Source organism: Bacillus sp. FJAT-27251, from assembly GCF_001273925.1.
In the GTDB taxonomy this organism is placed as follows: Bacteria; Bacillota; Bacilli; order Bacillales; family Cytobacillaceae; genus Mesobacillus_B.
The window spans coordinates 376,246-394,452 of record NZ_LIGG01000001.1 but is presented as its reverse complement, the minus strand read 5'-3'; the positions used below and the strand labels follow the sequence as shown (position 1 = coordinate 394,452).

General features: G+C 46.8%; 20 protein-coding genes. 14 read left to right on the top strand and 6 right to left on the bottom strand.

Annotated elements, in window-relative coordinates; genetic code table 11:
* The 5 genes from ADU22_RS01895 to ADU22_RS01875 all read left to right on the top strand — a co-directional run.
* Positions 1-399: DoxX family protein (locus ADU22_RS01895; protein ID WP_053360641.1), on the top strand; the 399-nt coding region annotated here is incomplete at its 5' end.
* A gap of 147 nt (positions 400-546) precedes the next feature.
* Entirely contained in the window at positions 547-2,178 is a 1,632-nt protein-coding gene (locus ADU22_RS01890) for an ATP-binding protein (protein ID WP_053360640.1), read from the top strand.
* Positions 2,179-2,288: 110 nt separating this feature from the next.
* Entirely contained in the window at positions 2,289-2,918 is a 630-nt protein-coding gene (locus ADU22_RS01885) for an LbetaH domain-containing protein (RefSeq protein WP_053360639.1), read from the top strand.
* Between the two features lie 161 nt (positions 2,919-3,079).
* Positions 3,080-3,589: a DoxX family membrane protein gene (locus ADU22_RS01880; RefSeq protein ID WP_053360638.1), complete on the top strand. Its 510-nt coding sequence runs from the start codon at positions 3,080-3,082 to the stop codon at positions 3,587-3,589.
* A gap of 150 nt (positions 3,590-3,739) precedes the next feature.
* Positions 3,740-4,510 (top strand): MerR family transcriptional regulator, encoded by a 771-nt coding sequence (locus ADU22_RS01875; protein WP_053360637.1) that lies wholly within the window; start codon positions 3,740-3,742, stop codon positions 4,508-4,510.
* A gap of 117 nt (positions 4,511-4,627) precedes the next feature.
* On the opposite strand, the gene ADU22_RS01870 is transcribed toward ADU22_RS01875, so the two are convergent.
* Positions 4,628-4,807 (bottom strand): hypothetical protein, encoded by a 180-nt coding sequence (locus tag ADU22_RS01870; RefSeq protein WP_053360636.1) that lies wholly within the window; start codon positions 4,805-4,807, stop codon positions 4,628-4,630.
* Between the two features lie 151 nt (positions 4,808-4,958).
* Between ADU22_RS01870 and hutG the strand changes: the two genes are divergently transcribed.
* On the top strand, positions 4,959-5,915 hold the full coding sequence (gene hutG / locus ADU22_RS01865; RefSeq protein WP_053360635.1) for a formimidoylglutamase: 957 nt from the start codon (positions 4,959-4,961) through the stop codon (positions 5,913-5,915).
* A gap of 194 nt (positions 5,916-6,109) precedes the next feature.
* On the top strand, positions 6,110-7,321 hold the full coding sequence (locus ADU22_RS01860; protein ID WP_053360634.1) for a M14 family zinc carboxypeptidase: 1,212 nt from the start codon (positions 6,110-6,112) through the stop codon (positions 7,319-7,321).
* Between the two features lie 120 nt (positions 7,322-7,441).
* On the opposite strand, the gene ADU22_RS01855 is transcribed toward ADU22_RS01860, so the two are convergent.
* Entirely contained in the window at positions 7,442-7,984 is a 543-nt protein-coding gene (locus ADU22_RS01855) for a competence protein ComK (protein WP_053360633.1), read from the bottom strand.
* Between the two features lie 259 nt (positions 7,985-8,243).
* On the opposite strand from ADU22_RS01855, the gene ADU22_RS01850 reads away from it, so the two are divergent.
* The 4 genes from ADU22_RS01850 (at position 8,244) to ADU22_RS01835 (ending at position 11,098) form a co-directional block, all read left to right on the top strand.
* Complete coding sequence (locus tag ADU22_RS01850; RefSeq protein ID WP_156324294.1) at positions 8,244-8,627, top strand: hypothetical protein; 384 nt, start codon at positions 8,244-8,246, stop codon at positions 8,625-8,627.
* A 385-nt stretch (positions 8,628-9,012) separates the two neighbouring features.
* Complete coding sequence (locus tag ADU22_RS01845; RefSeq protein WP_046523063.1) at positions 9,013-9,279, top strand: IDEAL domain-containing protein; 267 nt, start codon at positions 9,013-9,015, stop codon at positions 9,277-9,279.
* A 288-nt stretch (positions 9,280-9,567) separates the two neighbouring features.
* A complete protein-coding gene (galU, locus tag ADU22_RS01840; protein ID WP_053360631.1) occupies positions 9,568-10,446 on the top strand; it encodes a UTP--glucose-1-phosphate uridylyltransferase GalU in 879 nt (292 codons plus the stop codon).
* Between the two features lie 250 nt (positions 10,447-10,696).
* Positions 10,697-11,098, top strand: coding sequence for an IDEAL domain-containing protein (locus tag ADU22_RS01835; RefSeq protein WP_053360630.1), 402 nt, complete (start codon positions 10,697-10,699; stop codon positions 11,096-11,098).
* A gap of 34 nt (positions 11,099-11,132) precedes the next feature.
* Here the strand turns inward: ADU22_RS01835 and ADU22_RS01830 are convergent, their stop codons facing one another.
* The 3 genes from ADU22_RS01830 to ADU22_RS01820 form a co-directional block, all read right to left on the bottom strand.
* Positions 11,133-11,657, bottom strand: a complete 525-nt coding sequence (locus tag ADU22_RS01830; RefSeq protein WP_053360629.1) for an NUDIX hydrolase — start codon at positions 11,655-11,657, stop codon at positions 11,133-11,135.
* A 28-nt stretch (positions 11,658-11,685) separates the two neighbouring features.
* Positions 11,686-13,119 (bottom strand): diguanylate cyclase, encoded by a 1,434-nt coding sequence (locus ADU22_RS01825; protein ID WP_231687828.1) that lies wholly within the window; start codon positions 13,117-13,119, stop codon positions 11,686-11,688.
* A gap of 566 nt (positions 13,120-13,685) precedes the next feature.
* Positions 13,686-14,282 carry a DUF5317 domain-containing protein gene (locus tag ADU22_RS01820; protein WP_053360628.1) on the bottom strand — a complete coding sequence of 199 codons (597 nt, stop codon included), beginning with the start codon at positions 14,280-14,282 and terminating at the stop codon, positions 13,686-13,688.
* A 363-nt stretch (positions 14,283-14,645) separates the two neighbouring features.
* Here ADU22_RS01820 and ADU22_RS25480 point away from each other — a divergent pair, with 363 nt between their 5' ends.
* From ADU22_RS25480 to ADU22_RS01805, 3 genes are all read left to right on the top strand, one after another.
* Positions 14,646-15,665 carry a 5-bromo-4-chloroindolyl phosphate hydrolysis family protein gene (locus ADU22_RS25480; protein WP_069187948.1) on the top strand — a complete coding sequence of 340 codons (1,020 nt, stop codon included), beginning with the start codon at positions 14,646-14,648 and terminating at the stop codon, positions 15,663-15,665.
* Positions 15,662-16,843, top strand: coding sequence for a toxic anion resistance protein (locus tag ADU22_RS01810; RefSeq protein ID WP_053360627.1), 1,182 nt, complete (start codon positions 15,662-15,664; stop codon positions 16,841-16,843). Before ADU22_RS25480 ends, ADU22_RS01810 begins: the two co-directional genes overlap by 4 nt.
* Positions 16,844-17,051: 208 nt before the next feature.
* Positions 17,052-17,621, top strand: a complete 570-nt coding sequence (locus tag ADU22_RS01805; RefSeq protein ID WP_053360626.1) for a transposase — start codon at positions 17,052-17,054, stop codon at positions 17,619-17,621.
* A gap of 66 nt (positions 17,622-17,687) precedes the next feature.
* On the opposite strand, the gene ADU22_RS01800 is transcribed toward ADU22_RS01805, so the two are convergent.
* A complete protein-coding gene (locus ADU22_RS01800) occupies positions 17,688-18,173 on the bottom strand; it encodes a VanZ family protein (protein WP_053360625.1) in 486 nt (161 codons plus the stop codon).
* Positions 18,174-18,207: the final 34 nt, after the last annotated feature.

Genomic DNA, 18,207 nt, shown 5'->3' with positions numbered 1-18,207 from the left:
GGTTTTGATGCTTCAGGGTATCTGCAAAATGCGGTGGCCAATCCGGTAAAAGGTCCTGATGGCAATATGGTCTACAGCTGGTATGTATCCTTCCTGGAAGGCATCGCGCTGCCAAACGTCGAACTGTTCAACTTCATTGTTCCGCTTGGCGAGTTCCTTATCGGCCTTGGCCTGATTCTCGGCTGCCTGACAACAGCTGCCATGTTCTTTGGACTTGTGATGAACTTCTCTTTCTTCCTGGCTGGAACGGTTTCCCATAACCCGACCGACATCTTCCTGGGCGGACTTATCCTGTTTGCCGGCTATAACGCAGGCGTTTATGGACTTGACCGCTGGGTGGTACCGTTCATGCGCAAAACATTCAACAAGAAAGCCGCTGCGGCAGGAAAAGCAGTGTAAACTCTTTCATATAAAAAACAGCTTGCAGGTAAATCTGCAGGCTGTTTTTTTATGGGGCAAAGAATCTAGAAATTATGGAAATAGTTCAATCACTGGTTTATGATGAAAAGAAGGCATGAATTTGTAAATAGATTGGGTGGTTGTGGTTTGCTGATAGTTGACTATATTATTAATCTTTCCATATTTGCGCTATTGGTCAGCATTCCGCTGGTCGTCCGTTCGTTTGTCGACCATAGGCCGCTCTCCATGTTTCCCGTGTGGATTGGTTTGTATGCTGGCATGGTTGCCTGGATCCTGGTTTTGTTAACCATCCGGTATGAAGGCTATTCCTATGATTTGCGCTATGCTCCGGTCCTGCTTGTCTTTTCCTATTTTGGCCCTGTGGGCGGCCTCATTTCAGGCTCTATCGCCCTTGCTGCCAGGCTTTTGTCTTCAGGAAACTGGACTCCGGCCATTACTGGCTGGGTGCTTTTCATGGTTAGCTTCACGGTCATTTGGTTTTTAACAAAAAAATGGTCGCCAGTCAAACGGACCGCAGTGATGTTTGCTGCTTATACAGCGATTTATATAAGTGTCATGCTAATTTTTAAGATTGCTCAAAACTATGTTTTCTTCCATGTTCAATATGTTTTGTTTGTGCTGCTCGGTGTGGGCCTGGGAATCTTGCTGATTGAATCCTATATGAAACTATACCGTTTCAATTCAACATTGTCCGAGATGTACAAGCTGGTGGAGGAGAGTGAAGCGAAATACCGGCTGATTGCCGAAAACACTTCCGATTTGATCCTGGTAGTGGATAAGCATCAGAGGATTAGCTACTATTCCCCTTCGCACCAGTCACTTTTAGGATATCACTCCGCCCAATTGAAAGAGATGGAGCTTTTCGAGGCCATCCATCCAGACGACGCAGCTGCTTTCCGCCGAAAGATTGAAAAGATGTTTGCGGCAGAAACATTCCAGTCTGCCGAATTCAGGCTGCAGCATAAAGATGGCCGCTGGATTGAATTTGAGTCCCGCTGCATGCCGGTGAAAGGCGAAAACGGGGAAGTTGAGCATATTGTCTTCATCAGCCGTGATATTTCCGAACGGAAAAAAGCAGAGGAAGCCCTCCTTAAGTCCGAGAAGCTGTCCATTGTCGGCGAGCTTGCCGCGGGAGTTGCTCATGAGATCCGGAACCCCCTGACAACCATCAAAGGGTTTGTCCAGCTGCAGAGGTGGGAAAACGGCTCCAACTCCTACAATGAGCTTCTTCTCAGCGAACTGGAGCGGATTGAGACGATTACGAGTGAACTGCTTTCCCTCGGGAAACCGCAGGCTGTCCAATTGACGACGACCAATATCAATGAGCTGATTGAAAAAACGATCGGACTTTTGTCCCCGCAGGCACATCTGCATAATATTCAGTTCCATTTTGATGCGGAAGAAAGCTCAATCTTCATCACATGCGAAAAGAACCAAATCATGCAGGTGTTCGTCAATATTTTTAAAAATGCGATTGAGGCCATGCCAGATGGGGGACGGATTGATGTTACGGCAAGAAAATCGGCAGAAGGGGAAGCGCTGATTTCCGTTCAGGACCAGGGATGCGGGATACCGGAAAATCTGCTGCACCGCATCGGGGAGCCTTTTTATACGCTGAAGGAAAAAGGGACGGGCCTTGGGCTGATGATCTGCCATAAAATAATCAAGCAGCATAACGGAAGCATTACTTATAAAAGCAAGCTTCAGCAAGGGACAAGGATAGATATCGCCCTGCCGCTTGCGGCTGTGGGTGAGTAACAAAGAAACCGGAACATGATGTTCCGGTTTTTTTGTTCGGAATGGCGGTGGAGAGGTCTGCGGGGAGAGTGGTTTAAATACGCTTATAAAAAAAGGAGGCTTGCGCTGCCATGAGATCTTATCCATATTTTATTGGCCCCAATCCGAAAACAACCTTGAATCATCCCGTCTATCCCCAGGTGTCCACCCAGGCCTTTTTAAGTCCTTTCAGCTGTGTAATCGGGGATGTCACGATCAGGAGGAACGTCTTTGTCGCTCCATTTGTCAGCATTCGCGCCGATGAAGGTACCCCCTTTTATATTGGCGAGAATACGAATCTGCAAGATGGAGTTATCCTGCACGGACTGGCAAACGAATTTGTTGAGGCAGGGGGGAGGCGGTATTCCATTTATGTTGGCCAGGGCGTTTCCTGTACACATGGCTCCCTGATCCACGGGCCGTGCCTAATTGAAGACGGCGTCTTTATCGGCTTTCAGTCGATTGTCATTCGTGCAAGAGTGGGGAAGGGCAGTTACATTGGGGCAAATGCCGTCATCACTGGTGGCGTAACCTTAAGGCCCTGCAGCTTTGTTCCTCCCGGCGCTTCGATTGATACCCAGAGAAAGGCGGATTCCCTTGCCTCCGTACCGATCGATGAGGCGGAATTCGCCAAACAGGTACAAAGAGTGAACACCGAATTTCCGGCTGCTTACATACTGATGTTTGGCAAAAAACAGTGTTCATGCGGCCTTATGGCCTGATAAAAAGCAGTGTCGACACGGCATGAATCCCTTCGCCATATTTCTGTCAAGATGTTATTAACAAACTGTGAACTTTGTCACTTTGGCAGTATTTTTACAGTTAAAATTGATATATTGATAGTGTAATCAAACATCTTATTAAACGAAGGGAAGCGATCTTCATGTTCGCAACATTTTTAAGGGAAAACAAAATTGCCGCTGGTATTCTGACTGTGATTCGTCTTTATCTTGGCTATGCGTGGATGACAGCCGGCTGGGGAAAACTTACAGGAGGTTTTGATGCTTCAGGGTATCTGCAAAATGCGGTGGCCAATCCGGTAAAAGGTCCTGATGGCAATATGGTCTACAGCTGGTATGTATCCTTCCTGGAAGGCATCGCGCTGCCAAATGTCGAGCTGTTCAACTTCATTGTTCCGCTTGGCGAGTTCCTTATCGGCCTTGGCCTGATTCTTGGCTGCCTGACAACTGCGGCTGCGTTCTTCGGCCTTTTGATGAACTTCTCGTTCTTCCTTGCAGGAACTGTCTCCCATAACCCAACTGACATCTTCCTGGGCGGACTTATCCTGTTCGCTGGCTACAATGCAGGCGTTTATGGCCTGGACCGCTGGGTGGTACCGTTCCTGCGCAAAACATTCAACAAGAAAGGTGCCGCAGCAGGCAAGTCTGCGTAACCATCCCGATCAGTGTTCTGCCCCTCCCCCATATATTGAGCTCCGCCCCTTGCTGGCGGAGTTTTTTATTTTATTAAAATTAGGCGGAAAATATAGTTGACCTTTACGCTGCGTGAAGGTGTATCGTTTTATATGAGAGGGGTGAACACCATGGAATATACCGTGCAGCAGCTGGCAAGGCTGGCGGGCGTCAGCACCCGGACGCTCAGGTATTATGATGAAATTGGCCTCCTGGCGCCGGCAAGGATCAATTCGTCAGGCTACCGGATTTACGGGCTTAATGAGGTCGACATGCTGCAGCAGATCCTGTTTTACCGGGAACTAGGCCTGGCACTTGAGGATATCAAGGCCATCATAACGGCGCCCTCCTTTGATGCGGCACAGGCATTGAGGGAGCATCGCCAAAAGCTTCTGGAAAAGCGGGTCCAGCTGGACGCCCTGATTGAAAATGTGAACAATACGATTGAACAGAAAGAGGGGAGAACCACCATGAGCGATAAGGAAAAATTTAAAGGATTTAAGCATAAAATGATTGAAGAGAACGAGAAGAAATATGGAAAAGAAGCTCGGGAAAAATATGGGGAAGAGGCTGTCAACCGGTCTAATGCAAAACTGATGAACATGAGCGAGGAAGAGTACAATAAAGTGGTTGAGCTTGAGCGGCAGCTGAATGAAACGCTCGCCCAGGCGTTTGCTGCCGGGGATCCGGCAGGGGAGCTTGCCCAAAAAGCGGCAGAGCTGCACAAGCAGTGGCTCACCTTTTATTGGGACCAGTACAGCAAGGAGGCCCATGCCGGCCTGGCGGAGATGTATGTCGCCGACGAACGGTTTACTGCCTACTATGATAAGGAGCAGCCTGGCACCGCCAAGTTCCTGCGGGATGCCATCCTCATTTATACAGGCATGGGCCAGCGGGAATAGCCCTGACCATTCGAAAGGAGCCGTATATCGGCTGTTAAAAACAGCTCCTGCCGGCCAGAAACAGCAAATGGAAAGGGCACCATCCGATGTGTGACGGAAGGTGCCCTTTTGCTGCTTTTATCTATTTCGGCTGTTGCGCTTGGCGTTATCAGTGAACTCGACATATTTCAATAGGAAAAAGTAAGGCCAGAAAGCTACGAAGATGATGCCATTCTTGATCTCCCTGCGCGAGTTGGCCTTGCTGAGAAACAGGCCCATGAAACCAATGAGGAGATAAAGCGTTAATTCAAGCAGCATGATTACCACTCCTTTAACACCTTTATATCAGTGTATACAGGAGGTCTTGTTTTTGTTCCGAAAAGTTGGGGACAGGCAGGAAATAATTTGAAAATGTGTGTTTAACAGAAGGTGGATGCCCCTGTATAATTTTAAAAAAGGGGGTGCTGCCATGTTGGTCCAGTACAATGCCGATTGCTGGCAGGGAAGAGTAGATTCAGAGAGTGATCGGTTAAGCTTTCGCCTTCACCAAATAGTCAAGCTGACGACGCTTGCGGAATTGGAGAAACAGGATGGCCAGGGGCCGGTATTCGGGCTGATCGGCTTCCGATGCGACGAGGGAGTCAGGAGGAACAAAGGAGTGCCAGGGGCGGCGAAAGGCCCTGAGGCAATCAGGAAAGCGCTCGCCAACCTGCCTGGGCATCTGCCAGCGGATGCGGAGGTGTATGATTTTGGCGATATCCTCTGCGAAGGCACGGAAATGGAGGCTGCCCAGGCTGAGCTTGGGAATGCTGTTTCCGCCTTGCTCGGTAAAAATGTGATTCCCATCATCCTCGGCGGCGGCCATGAAACATTTTACGGCCATTACCTTGGAGCAAGGCAGGCGGCTGGCGGAAGTGCGCGCCTTGGGCTCGTCAATATTGACGCCCATTTTGACATGCGGCCTTATGAGGAACAGCCGTCATCGGGGACAATGTTCAAACAAATTTTGGATGAAGATCCCCGAGCGGGCTATTTTGTGGCCGGAATCCAGAAGCAGGGCAATACGGCCGCCTTGTTTGCAGAGGCAAAAAAGCATGGGGTGGCGTACGTACTGGAAGAGGATTTGCTCCCAGGCCGGATGGAGAAGACCATGCGGCAGCTGGAGGAATTCGTTTCCGGGCATGATGCCCTGGTCCTAACTTTGTGCACGGATGCCATCTCTTCCGCCTATGCGCCAGGGGTGAGTGCGCCGTCGCCATTCGGGCTTGAGCCCAAGGCAATCCGCGAACTGATCCGGACGCTGGCCGGGAACAGCAAGCTGCTGTCGTTCGATGTGTGCGAGGTCAACCCCGACCTCGATGAGCAGAATCGAACTGCTGCGCTTGCGGCACGGCTGGTTCATGAGTTTATGATGGCGTGGAAATAAGAGAAAGATCCCCTTTCAATGGATGAATGGGGATCTTTGTTTTTTAGTGGGGGAGTAGCACGAAGGTATTTAGTGGGGCGAAAGGCTTATTGAATTGAATATTAAAATAGTTTTAAATAATCAGGCATTTAGTCTGATTGTTTTTTATAATGAGATTTATAACAAATACATAGAGTTAAGGAGTGAAGAGGCAGATGAAAGGAAAGAAAATATTGGCCGGAGTAAGTGCATTGGCATTGTGCGCAAGCCTGGCTGCACCTGCACTGGCGACCAATTCTCCAAATGGCAACCTGACAAACCCCAACCAGGTCTATTCCATCCAGGGGTGGACAAATTATGCTGAAATGGTGAAGAAGCTGCAGCAGATTGAAAGCAGCAGCCAGGGCCGTGTCTCGCTTGATGTGGTTGGAAAATCCAATCAGGGCCGCGATATTTACCAGGCAAGAGTTGGGACAGGAGACAAAGTCATTTTGATTGAAAGTGAAATCCACGGAAATGAAAAGACAGGCACAGAGGCCATCCTGAACATTCTTCAGTACCTGGGCTCAAGCAATTCGCCTGAAGCCAAAAAAATCCGTGAGGAAATCACGTTTATCGCCCTGCCGAAAATGAATCCGGATGCGTCCGAACTGGACCGCCGCGGCAATGATATGTCATGGGCAGAAGTCGTACAGGCATTCCCTCAGCTCGCGGATGCTTCCCGGCCAGCGTGGAACTACTATACTTCCAGCAATATGCAGCAAAGGGATTATTCCCAGCGTCCAGGGTTTGACGTGAACCGTGATTTCAACCCGGATCTGAATTATGTTCCTAAGGCTGAGGATTTCCCTGGCAACTCCAGCACTCCGGGCTGGTATATCACTCCTGAGTCCCAGACAGTCAGGGATGTGTACAAGTCGCTGCAGGCTGAGTTTGGCAAAGTGGATGTGTTCATCGACCTTCACCATCAGGGACAGTATTATGTTGAAGGAACCGATGACCTTGTGACAATGTCCTTGTCAGCGGACTTTGTTCCAGACCCTAATACAGAGAGAGGCGCGAAGTATGCAGAATATAAGGACAACTTTAATCTGGATTACTCCAAACAGCTGAACCTGGCCGCTTATAATGCATTGCAGTCATTGGGTGAAAACTCGCCGTTCAACAATATCAGCTTATACAGCCAGAACCTTGACCTGCCGGGCACCGCCCTTGGAAGCTTTGCTCTTAACGGCAGCGGAACAATCCTATTCGAAGTCAGGGGACAATCCCACACACTTGGGCAAAAGAAAAAAGGCCAGCTGGTCAAAGCAGTCGAAACCGGACTTTACGGCATCATTAATGGCGTAACCGACAGCTCCGTCGAACAGCTTGATCCAGCCGACTACAACAAAATCCCAAAAACAGCCTACGCACCATCCCTTTAATAGAATGAAGAGTGCCTGACCCCCGGCGCTTTAAAGCGCCGGGGGTCAGGCACTCTTTCATTGGGTAAAGCATTAAAAAACAGGACTGGATTGAATCCTGCCCTGTTGGAGGTGAGTGGTTTAATCAGGATCCCCATCGTTATGGATGATAAATCTTCCGGTGTCCCTGCAGTATCGATAGATTATTTTCCGCTCAATTCCGCTGTTTCGTCCGATGATGATTTTCCTCAATGTCCTGGCTTGGCTGACTTTTGTCACAAGGCGGGTTGTTCTGGAAGGGAGGATGATGGAACGGTTGCCGGTGCACATGACAATGGTTCCCTTACCATAAGGTTCGATATTTTCAATGTGCTGGATGTTCATATAAACGAGGCTTCCTCTGATTGGAGACTTGGCAGGCAACAGGCAGACGGTGTTGTTTGGATTGACAATGAACGGGCTCATTTTAAGTTCGCCAAGGATGGTCCCGGCCGATTTAATAGCTCCGGGCCAATCAAATCCAAAGTAATTCAGGGTTTCCTCAATAAGAATCTCAGGATGGCGTTCAACAATCAAATCCCGCTTTTCTTCGACAATCCTTGTCATATAATCTCCATTTGCCTTGCGAAAGCCAATCATAAAATGCATCTTGTCCCTGATAATATAACGCTGATTTATGTACATTCCACACCCCTTATTCCCGACAGAAAATGCCCCCATCGATTAAATAGACTGCTTCACTCTAATACTATCACCTTTTTCCGTCACCATTAGAGGACTTGAATAACATTCGAAAAATCGACATAATTCAACAACCGGATAGAGATGGACTTCTGTCCTTCTTGTTTAAATGTGGCAACTTTTGAAACAAAGTGCCGAACAGGAAGGAAGTTTGACCGGAATGAAGAATGATAGAGGAGACATTAAAAAAGGAGGAAAAGAAATGAAGCGCAGTTTGGCAGTTTTATGTGGAAGTTTGCTGGTTTTATTGTTATTTTTGGCACCGGGAAGTGCCGTGCTCGCGGCAGAAGAGCCATGTGAATGCGAGAGCCTGAAGCCGCTTCAGGGGGCGGAACGCAATAAGATTGTGGCCGGCCTGATCAGCGGTGATGTGTTTAAGAATGTGCGTGGAGATCTATTGGCTCAGGGCTTTAAATGGAGCGGGGCAGGTGCAGTTGAAGTAATCAAAACCGAAATGCCTGGAATGGGACCGGCCACGATGGTAGGCGCAGCGTTTATTAATCCGGACGGAAAGACCGAAATGCATGTGTTCATCAATGGTTTCTATATGGGACCAGCACCCGAAGAAGGCGGCCATCAACATTAAGAGAAGTCATTAAAATGCTGCAGGAACTCCATGTCCCTGCAGCATTTTAATGCCCTAAAGAGTGCCTGACCCCTAGTGCTTTAAAGGGCTAAACGGTGTCTGACCCCATGACTCGGTTTTCCGCCCACAAACTCCCAACTTCTGCAATCGCCTCTTCGACATTTTTCTCAAATACCTCAACATCCATTTTATTCCTATTTTTTTAAAACAGAGTGGAAATCCCCGCATTACCGCATCACCGCGCCGGGGGTCTGGCACCCTTTAATGGGGTGAAGCAAGATATTTTGTGCGTTTTGTTGTTATTTTTATGGAATTCCGGGGTAAAGAAAGAACAAATAAGAATTGGGAACTTGGACAAAACAAAAACAGAAAGTAGGGTAGAACTATGAATAATTGGAAGCCGGATTTTTCTAATAGTCACGATGAATATATTGCATCTTTTGTCGAAGCCTTGAACGTACAAAATGAAAACGAGGCAATCTTATCCCAGAAGAGGACAAGGTATACGAAGGGAGCCAACCAGATTATCCAGCAAGTTCAGCAGCGCTTCCTTGAAACCCGCCGTGCAGAGGAGATCGACAAGGCTCTTGATGAGAAAAATGAAGCAAGGTTCATGGCCCTAACTTCTGAAGGATGGGAAAAGCACCTCTAATACAACACCCTTGCAACAGCAGCGCGGAAGAGCGGAAATCGCCCCGCCCTTCCTGGTTTTAATCAAACGTTTGATTAAATGACTGGAAACCGCAGAAAGACGCACTCTTTCCTTACCGAAGAGTGCGTTTTTCTTTATAAAACCAACTGCAAAAAAGTTGCATTCTCCCACCGCATCCGCTCTCCTTCTTCCAACATTTTCATAAAGGGCGGCTAATGGGTATTCAGGGCCTCCCGTTTTAAGCTAAAATGGAATCAATGTATGCCATTTAAAGAGGGGGATCAATAGATGCACAAGGTGAGAAAAGCAATCATTCCAGCAGCCGGCCTGGGGACAAGATTTTTGCCGGCAACAAAGGCGATGCCGAAAGAAATGCTGCCGATTGTTGACAAGCCGACCATTCAATATATAGTCGAAGAAGCGGTCGCATCAGGTATCGAAGACATCATCATTGTCACCGGGAAAGGAAAAAGGGCGATTGAGGACCATTTCGACCATGCCATGGAACTGGAAAACAATCTGATGGAAAAACAGAAATACGAGCTCCTTGAAACCGTCCAGGGCATATCCAACATGATTGACATTCATTATATCCGCCAGAAGGAGCCAAAAGGATTGGGCCACGCGGTCTGGTGCGCCCGCAAATTCATCGGCAATGAACCGTTCGCCGTCCTATTGGGAGATGACATCGTTCAATCTGAAGTGCCTTGCCTCGCCCAGCTAATGCAGGAATACAACAAGCGTTTCTCCTCGGTACTTGCAGTGAAAAGAGTGCCTGACACCGAGACGCACCGCTATGGAATCATTGATCCGATTGCCGGCGCAGAGCGGATCTACCAGGTCAAGGCTTTCATTGAAAAACCTTCGCCCGGTACCGCTCCCTCCAATTTGGCAATCATCGGCCGTTATATTTTAACACCGGAAATTTTTATGTTCCTCGAAAAGCAGGAAACAGGAGCCGGCAACGAAATCCAGCTGACCGATGCCATCCAGAAGCTGAACGAAATCCAGCGCGTGTTTGCCTTAGAGTTCGAGGGTAATCGCTATGATGTCGGCGAAAAGCAAGGCTTCATCGAAACGACGATTGAATTCGCCCTGCAAAACCCTGAACTCAGAGACGAATTGCTGCAGTTTATGGAACAAAAGCTAAAGGAACATGGCGAATAAATTTTTACCAGTTATACCACAAAAGCCAGCTGAGGCCATCTTAGCTGGCTATTTTGTGTACTCATTCAGCGCATTTTTTTATTCATTTCAACAATTATGTTAAAAGTCACCTGATTTGTTGACAGTGATAATCGTTTTCAATTAATATATACCTAATAAGTAATGATAATCATTATCAACCGAAATGCATTGCATTTAAAGAATGCCTCACCAAGGTTTGCAGATTCATTTCGCGAAGGAGGAGACTGAAATGATTGGCCATTATATTGCCGCTGGAAGCTTTGAACAGCCCATAAACTGTTTATGTCCAGGAGGGGGACATTCTGGTTTGCTTTCCCTTCAGCAAGGAGACATCATCGAAGTCATCGATCAAAGAAAGTATACCATCGCCCGAGGCTGGCATTATCTCATCAACATAAATAACCATTGGTTTGTCTATATCAGTGAAAAGGATTTGGAAGAATGCAGCCGCAAAGGCCAGCTGCTTAGTCCGGTGGACATGGACCTTGAAGCTAACTATTTGCAGTTTAAAATCAACGAAGCGCTGGACGGAGGAAACGAATCAGCTTTTCACCAATTAACAGGACGTCTGAACGATTTGTATGACCTAAAAGAAAGCCTTGGCCATTTTGTCAAATACCTGCCCGTTTAAAAACGAAAAACCCCCGTTAACCGGGGGTTTTTCATTAATCCGTCTTGAACTTGTACCGCAAAATGGCTGCGAGTCCCGCTCCATGATTGAATTCGCCGGTTTCGACCAGCTCCTTCAATTCCTCCATGGTCAACTCGTGTACCTCCAGCTGTTCGCTGTTCTCCAAATGCTGGCCCTTTGCTACCAGCCCGGCAGCCGCGAACAGGAAAATCTCCTCGCTTGTCGATCCCGGGGAAGGATGGAAACTCCCCAACTCCAGCCAGTGCTCGGCCGCATAGCCGGTTTCCTCCACTAACTCCTGCTTCGCCGTTTCAAGCGGATCACTGCCTTCTTCGATCATTCCTGCGGGGAGCTCCCACTGCCAGCTTTTAAAAGCATGGCGGTACTGCTTCAGGCAGACGACTTTGTGGTCGGGAGTAATCGGCAGGATGCACACTCCCTTGGCAAAATCCAGATAAGAAAAGGTTTTATCATCGCCATCAGGAAGTGTCACCTGGTCGACAACCACCTGAAACCGGTCGACCTTCACGCTAACACTGCTGTTCAATTTCCAAGTCAAAAATCCTCACCTCAAGTTTTTCATCGCCTCAGCCTATTTCTTCGGCAAGCAACGTTTCGCATTCTTCCACATTATACGTCAATTCAATCATATTGATAAACGGTTCGACAAATTGGGGATCAAATTGCCTGCCCGACCATTTCCGCAGCTCGGCAATACCTTCTGCGAATGTTTTCGTTTTTTGGTAAGGCCTTTCCGTTGTCATCGCATCAAACGAGTCGATAATGCAAAGGATCCGGGCCAGCTTCGGAATCGTTTTTCCTTTCAGTCCATATGGGTAGCCTTTCCCGTCATAGCGCTCATGATGGAGTTCCACAAGCGGGACAAGGTCTTCAAGCTTTTTATCAATCGAGATGATCTCTTTACCCCAGGTGACATGCTTTTTCATGATTTCCCATTCATGGGGCTCAAGCTTGCCTTTTTTATTTAAAATATCCCGCGGAATCTCTATTTTGCCGATATCATGGACGAGGGCACCCAGTATCAATGTTTTTCTTTCATGGTCACTCAGATTCAGCTTCTTCGAAAAATCAACGGCATATTGATAGACACGTTTACTGTGGCGGTAGGTATAGACATCCTTGGAAAGGAAAATCTTCAGCTGATGTTCCGCCTCCGCCAGCTCCTTCTCAAGATTCAGCGACCGCTGAACCGAGTAATCGGTATGCTCATTATAGACTTGCACAAGGTTTTTGCCTTGGTCTTTCGCAAAATATAAGGCCTGGTCAGCCTTGCTTAGAAGTTCTGATGTATTAAACGTTTCTTTTTTCCATTGAGTGATTCCTGCGGAAAACGACAGACAGCCGTACGGGAGGGATTCAACACCTTTAAAAACAGTATCATTAGTCTTTTTACGCACTTGATTGATAAAACCTAAAGCCTCATTACGGGAGGTATTAGGCATGATAACGGAAAATTCTTCCCCGCCGTAACGTGAGACTATGAAACCCTTCGGCGCAGATTCAACCTCAAGCAAATTACCAAATTCCTTTAAAAGCTGGTCACCCTGAATATGACCATTAAGATCGTTATATTTTTTAAAATCATCAAGGTCAAGCAATGCTACGCAAAGAGGCTTTTCCGATTCACGAGCAGCAATAAGTTCCTTTTCCAGGAGTTCCTTGAAGTATCCGTGGTTATTCAATCCTGTTAAATAATCTTTGTTCGCTTTGGCCGCTACTTCTTGATACAATTCGAAATGCTGTCTGAATGCCTGGGACAGTAAAAAGGCCATAAAAGTAAATAAAGCCAATCCAAACATATTTTCCGCACTAATTAATATCACCAAAACAAGGGATAGCAATAATGTACTTACATATGTCGCCAGGGCATCCTTAACCATCCCTTTTAGCACGTTTGCTAGCCTTTCCGATGCGGAAAGCAGGAAATAAACTCCTATAATAACAACATTAGCTATAAAATAACTAGTCAGGGAGGCAACATAGGGAAGTAGATTGTCCATTTGAACAATACCAACTTGGCCTCCTGAAAATATAAAACTCTGGTACGCAATTTGAATCATTAGGGTATAGAGTGAGAAGTTAAAGATATGTTTCCACCATTCAATTTTCCTCTGTGTTAAGGCGAAAATGACAGCGTATATGATCAGCACGTCAATTGTAAAACTATGTCCATAAATAAAGATGCTTGCCAAGAACACAGAAGAATCCATTGAAAGCCTATTTCCATCTGGTGGAAGTGCAATCATAAAATAGTTTAAAAGAAGAATTGCCCCTACTAAGGCAAAGATCATTACCCAATCATGCAGAGGGTGCTGTCCTATTTGAGTAACGAAAAGAGAGACGGTGACGCCTAGGACAGATATTAAAAACAGATAAACTTTTGGAGGCGGTTTTAAAACGAACATTTTCATCACTCTCATATATAAATTTAAAAGGAGAGGTGGACAGCCCACCTTCTCCTTAAATCATTATCCTAGTTTAAAGCCGGAAGTTAAAGCAATAAGAACTGAACTGATGATTACAGCGTTGATTAAAACATTCGTTAACTTAATTCCTTGTACTTTCTTCATTGAATCTCACCTCCTTCTGTCGAAAGGGCTGCATCTTTCTCTTTTTTATTCATTAAATGTCCAGTCATTAGCTGCTGGATAAAGAGAAAAATACCAATATTCATAATGACATCCCCAATGGAGATAACTTGGGTACGTGGATAAGGTGGAGACAGTGGAATAATATCAGCTAAAAAACCGAGTTTTGTAGTTTCGTCCAAAATTATATGCTTACCATATAAACCTTGTCTCAGTGCGTCAATATAATGAGGATCCAAAACAGCTGCAGCCTCGACTGAAACGGGCATCCTTCCTCCGTTGGCTGCCATGACGAGGAAGTTTAAGAGTACGCCTATAAAAATAACCATGAAACCTTGATGGGTCCGGTTTAAATACAGGAACCACAGCCCCACGACATATACCAAAATAAAAATATACCCGCTCAACTCACCTAAAAGGCTGAATTTGTTTTGCAATGTGAACACAGCGATTTGCAAAATCAGAAGCAGTGGGAATATGAGACCGCCTTTTAATTTGAGCTCGGCCAAACCTTTTAAATTTCCTTTACGCAAGAAGCCGACAATAAATGCGAAAATTATTCCGTCAAATACCAAAAATGTTTACCACCATTCTTAAAGGGATAGGTATTTATGTTATGACTTACAAAAAACGACAGATAGTATCTTCATCATAATCGTAAATTCCACCAAAGTTCAATCCCTTTTTTGTAATTTTCATGAATTGTATAAATATAGCAACTTCTCCGGTGTAATTGGGAACTTTTTAATAGAATCATCTCCGCCTGAAGACCTAGATTTTATTACAATTCGGGTCTGTGGAAAAAAGGGAATGAATCATGTATTGTTGAATTAAAGAGGGAGAACGCCCTTTTTGACATTTTTTTGCTACCAGACGAAACATTGGTTCTCCTTTATTCGTATGAATAAGAAGGAACTTACGTAAGGAGTCGATACAGAATGAATTCGTTTCTGTCGTTTTTATTCAAGACAGCTTTGGCTGTCCCGTCCGCCATTACGATTTGGACGCTAAGCTATTTTGCTTTCTACAATACATTTTTCATCTCATCCGCAGCTGCGCTCGGAGGCGGAGCGCTGATTTACTGGCTGGCTTCGCTCTATTCAGACTCCCGCTTTCTCAAAAAAAACGGGCTGAGCCGAAAGGAATACCGGTATATAAAGAAGAATCTTGAAGAAGCGAAGAAAAAAATCTCTCGCTTGCATAAGCTGCTGTTTTCGATTCGCCATCTGCCTTCCCTAAAGGAAAGAATCGAATTGCTCAGGATGATCCGCAAAATTTATGCCTTGACCAAAAAAGAGCCAAAGCGGTTTTATCAGGCGGAAAGGTTTTATTTTTCCCATCTTGATTCCGTTCTTGAACTTACCGAGAAGTATGAATTTCTCTCATCCCAGCCTAAAAAGAACCGTGACCTTGACTGGTCACTGAATGAAACCCGGAAAACCTTGTCCGAGTTGAGCAGGCTGATTGAAAGGGATTTATACCAGGTAATCGAGAATGACCTTGACACTCTTAATTTTGAAATCGATGTGGCGAAACACTCCATTAAGACATCGCGAGGCTTGGAGAACGACCGTTCAGTCCCTGAAGGGCTTAATTCGGGTAAAAGGAAAGGGATCCAAATTCCCGGCCGGAAAGCAGCTGAGGACGCCTTGGCCGCTTTGGAAGCCGCCCGGGCGCGGAATAAGACAGCTGAAGAGGAAAAGAGCCGCGAGAAGCCTGCAGAAGCAGAAAACAGGAGCAAGAAACCAGCCGAAGCAGACAGCGATGAAAAGTGGGAAGAGTTTAAAAGGAAGCATGCCAATCCGAACAAGAATGAAATTCATGGTTCAGTGACAGAGGAAAACACTGGGCCAAGATTTTACATCAACACCAAACGGGAAGAGAAAGAGGAAGTGAAGATTTCCCTGGGTACCCGTGAAGAAAGATACAAGGACAAAAACAGGAGGTTTCCCGAATGAGTGAAAATAATCCAGACCTGCTGAAAAATACAGGCAACCTGATGGACGACATGCTTGCCAATCCATTTGGAGAGGAAAGTCCGGAGCTGCAGCTGCAGCCTGCGCGCAAGACGGAGGATGCCAAGCCAGTCAGGCTGATTGACGTGATTCCCGAGGAAAACAAGGCCAAGGCGATTCAGCTTTCCCAGCAAATCGACCCGGCCAATCACCAGGCGATGATCTCGTACGGCACCCAGGCGCAAGGGAAGCTGCTGTCCTTTTCGCACACGATGCTCGAGCACGTCCAGAAAAAGGATGTTGGTGAAGTCGGCGAAATCATCAATGACCTGATGAAACGCCTTAAGGAGGTCAGCCCGGACGAGCTCAAGCAGGATAAGCCATCCTTTTTCGGCCGGATGTTCGGCAAGCTTTCCGGATCCATCCAGGAAGTGCTGTCGAAGTACCAGAAAACAGGGGCCCAAATTGACCGCATATCCGTAAAATTGGACCGCAGCAAGAATGTGCTGCTGTCCGATATCGCGATGCTTGAGAAGCTGTATGAACACAACAAGGAATACTTTAACGCCCTGAACATCTACATTGCTGCCGGTGAACTGAAGCTCGAGGAACTGAACAATAAGACGATTCCGGAGCTGAAGAAAGCAGCCGCGGCGACCCAGGACCAGATGAAGTTCCAGGAAGTGAACGACATGATCCAGTTTGCCGACCGCCTCGACAAACGGCTTCATGATTTGAAACTAAGCCGGGAGATCACCATCCAAAGTGCTCCGCAAATCCGCCTGATCCAGAATACGAACCAGGCGCTTGTCGAAAAAATCCAGTCTTCCATCATGACCGCCATTCCGTTATGGAAAAACCAGGTGGCCATTGCCTTGACGCTGATCCGCCAGCGCCATGCGGTTGAGGCGCAGAAGCAGGTTTCCAAGACAACAAACGAGCTTCTCTTGAAGAACGCCGAAATGCTGAAGAGCAACACCATTGAGACGGCGAAGGAAAATGAGCGCGGCCTCGTCGACATCGAAACCCTGAAGAAAACGCAGGAAAACCTGATTTCCACACTGGAAGAAACCATGCGCATCCAGGAAGAAGGGCGCATCAAACGCCGCCAGGCCGAAAACGACCTCGCCAGCATGGAAAACGACCTCCGCCTCAAGCTTCTCGAAATCAAAGGAGACTAAGCCAAGAGGGTCAGGCACGCTTTGTTCCACTAAAGCGTGCCTGACCCTCACTGCGTTAATATGCTAAAGAGTGCCTGACCCGCGGTGCGTTAATGCGCTGAAGGGTTGGGCTTTTTTGTGAACTTCGCCTGGGGATGGTTGACGGTTGGTACATGGGGGAATAGAATGGGCATGAATTGATGAAAAAACCTTATTAGGGAGGAAGTTTATGCCGCGTCCATACCGTATTTTTTATCCTGGGGCCACCTATCATGTTCATGCAAGGGGGAACCGCCGCGGAGCTATTTTTTATGAAGATCGTGATTATCTCCATTACCTTGCACTCCTCGAGCAAGTCCGCAGTATCCACCCCTTTGATTTACACTCCTATTGCTTGATGACGAATCATCTCCACTTTCAAATTGAGATTTCCCACACACCTCTATCGCAAATTATTAAAGAGCTTCATTCCCGATATGCCGTTTACTTTAATCGAAAATATGATTATGATGGCCACCTGTTCCAAGGGAGGTACGGAGCAAAGGTCATTGAGTCGATTGACTATTTTCTTGGCGTGAGCCGCTATATCCATCGCAATCCACTGGAAGCAGGCATGGTTGGGGATATGGCCAATTACCAATGGAGCAGCTACCCTTCTTATATTTGCAAGAAAGAAAATCCCCACATCAATACCAAACGGACCCTTTCGTATTTCAACGAACCCGCCCACGAACAGTACCGCCTATATACCGAAAGCGAAGACAAAAACGCGGACGAGCTTATCTGGGTGCCAAGATAAAGGGGGGGATTAGCACGTTAAAGCGTGAAACGGTGCCTGACCCGCGGTGCGGTGAAGGGGTGAAGCTTAATGCTTTTTTTGCCGTAGCAATGACTGCAGCCATAGGGCACAGAGCTTGAAGATGGTAAAGCCGAGGGCTCCGCCGATGGTGTTGAGAATGATATCGTCGATATCAAAGCTGCCGACCCGAAAAAGAAATTGCAGGCATTCTGCAGCAAGGGTTGTCAGGAAAACCACTAAAATGGTCCATCTGAATTTTACACATCTGGTAAACAGCAATGGCAGGAAGAAGCCAAGAGGCATAAAGGCAAGCACGTTTCCTGCCAGATTTGTGACCAAGATACTGGTATCGACCAGTCCTGATGCCTGAATATAGCTGGCAATTGTATGAAAGGGAACCAGGTTGTAATCGGCGTTTCCGGTACTTGAAACGGCCTGTCTATACGGACTCCAGAAAAGCAGGGTAGCAGCTATTCCAAGGTAGAGGAAAAACAGCAAATAGGCGATTGTGATTATCAGTTTCCTGTGTTTATAGTTAAAATTTGAAAGCATAGGTTTGTCTCCTGTCATCTTACAGTCTATGGAC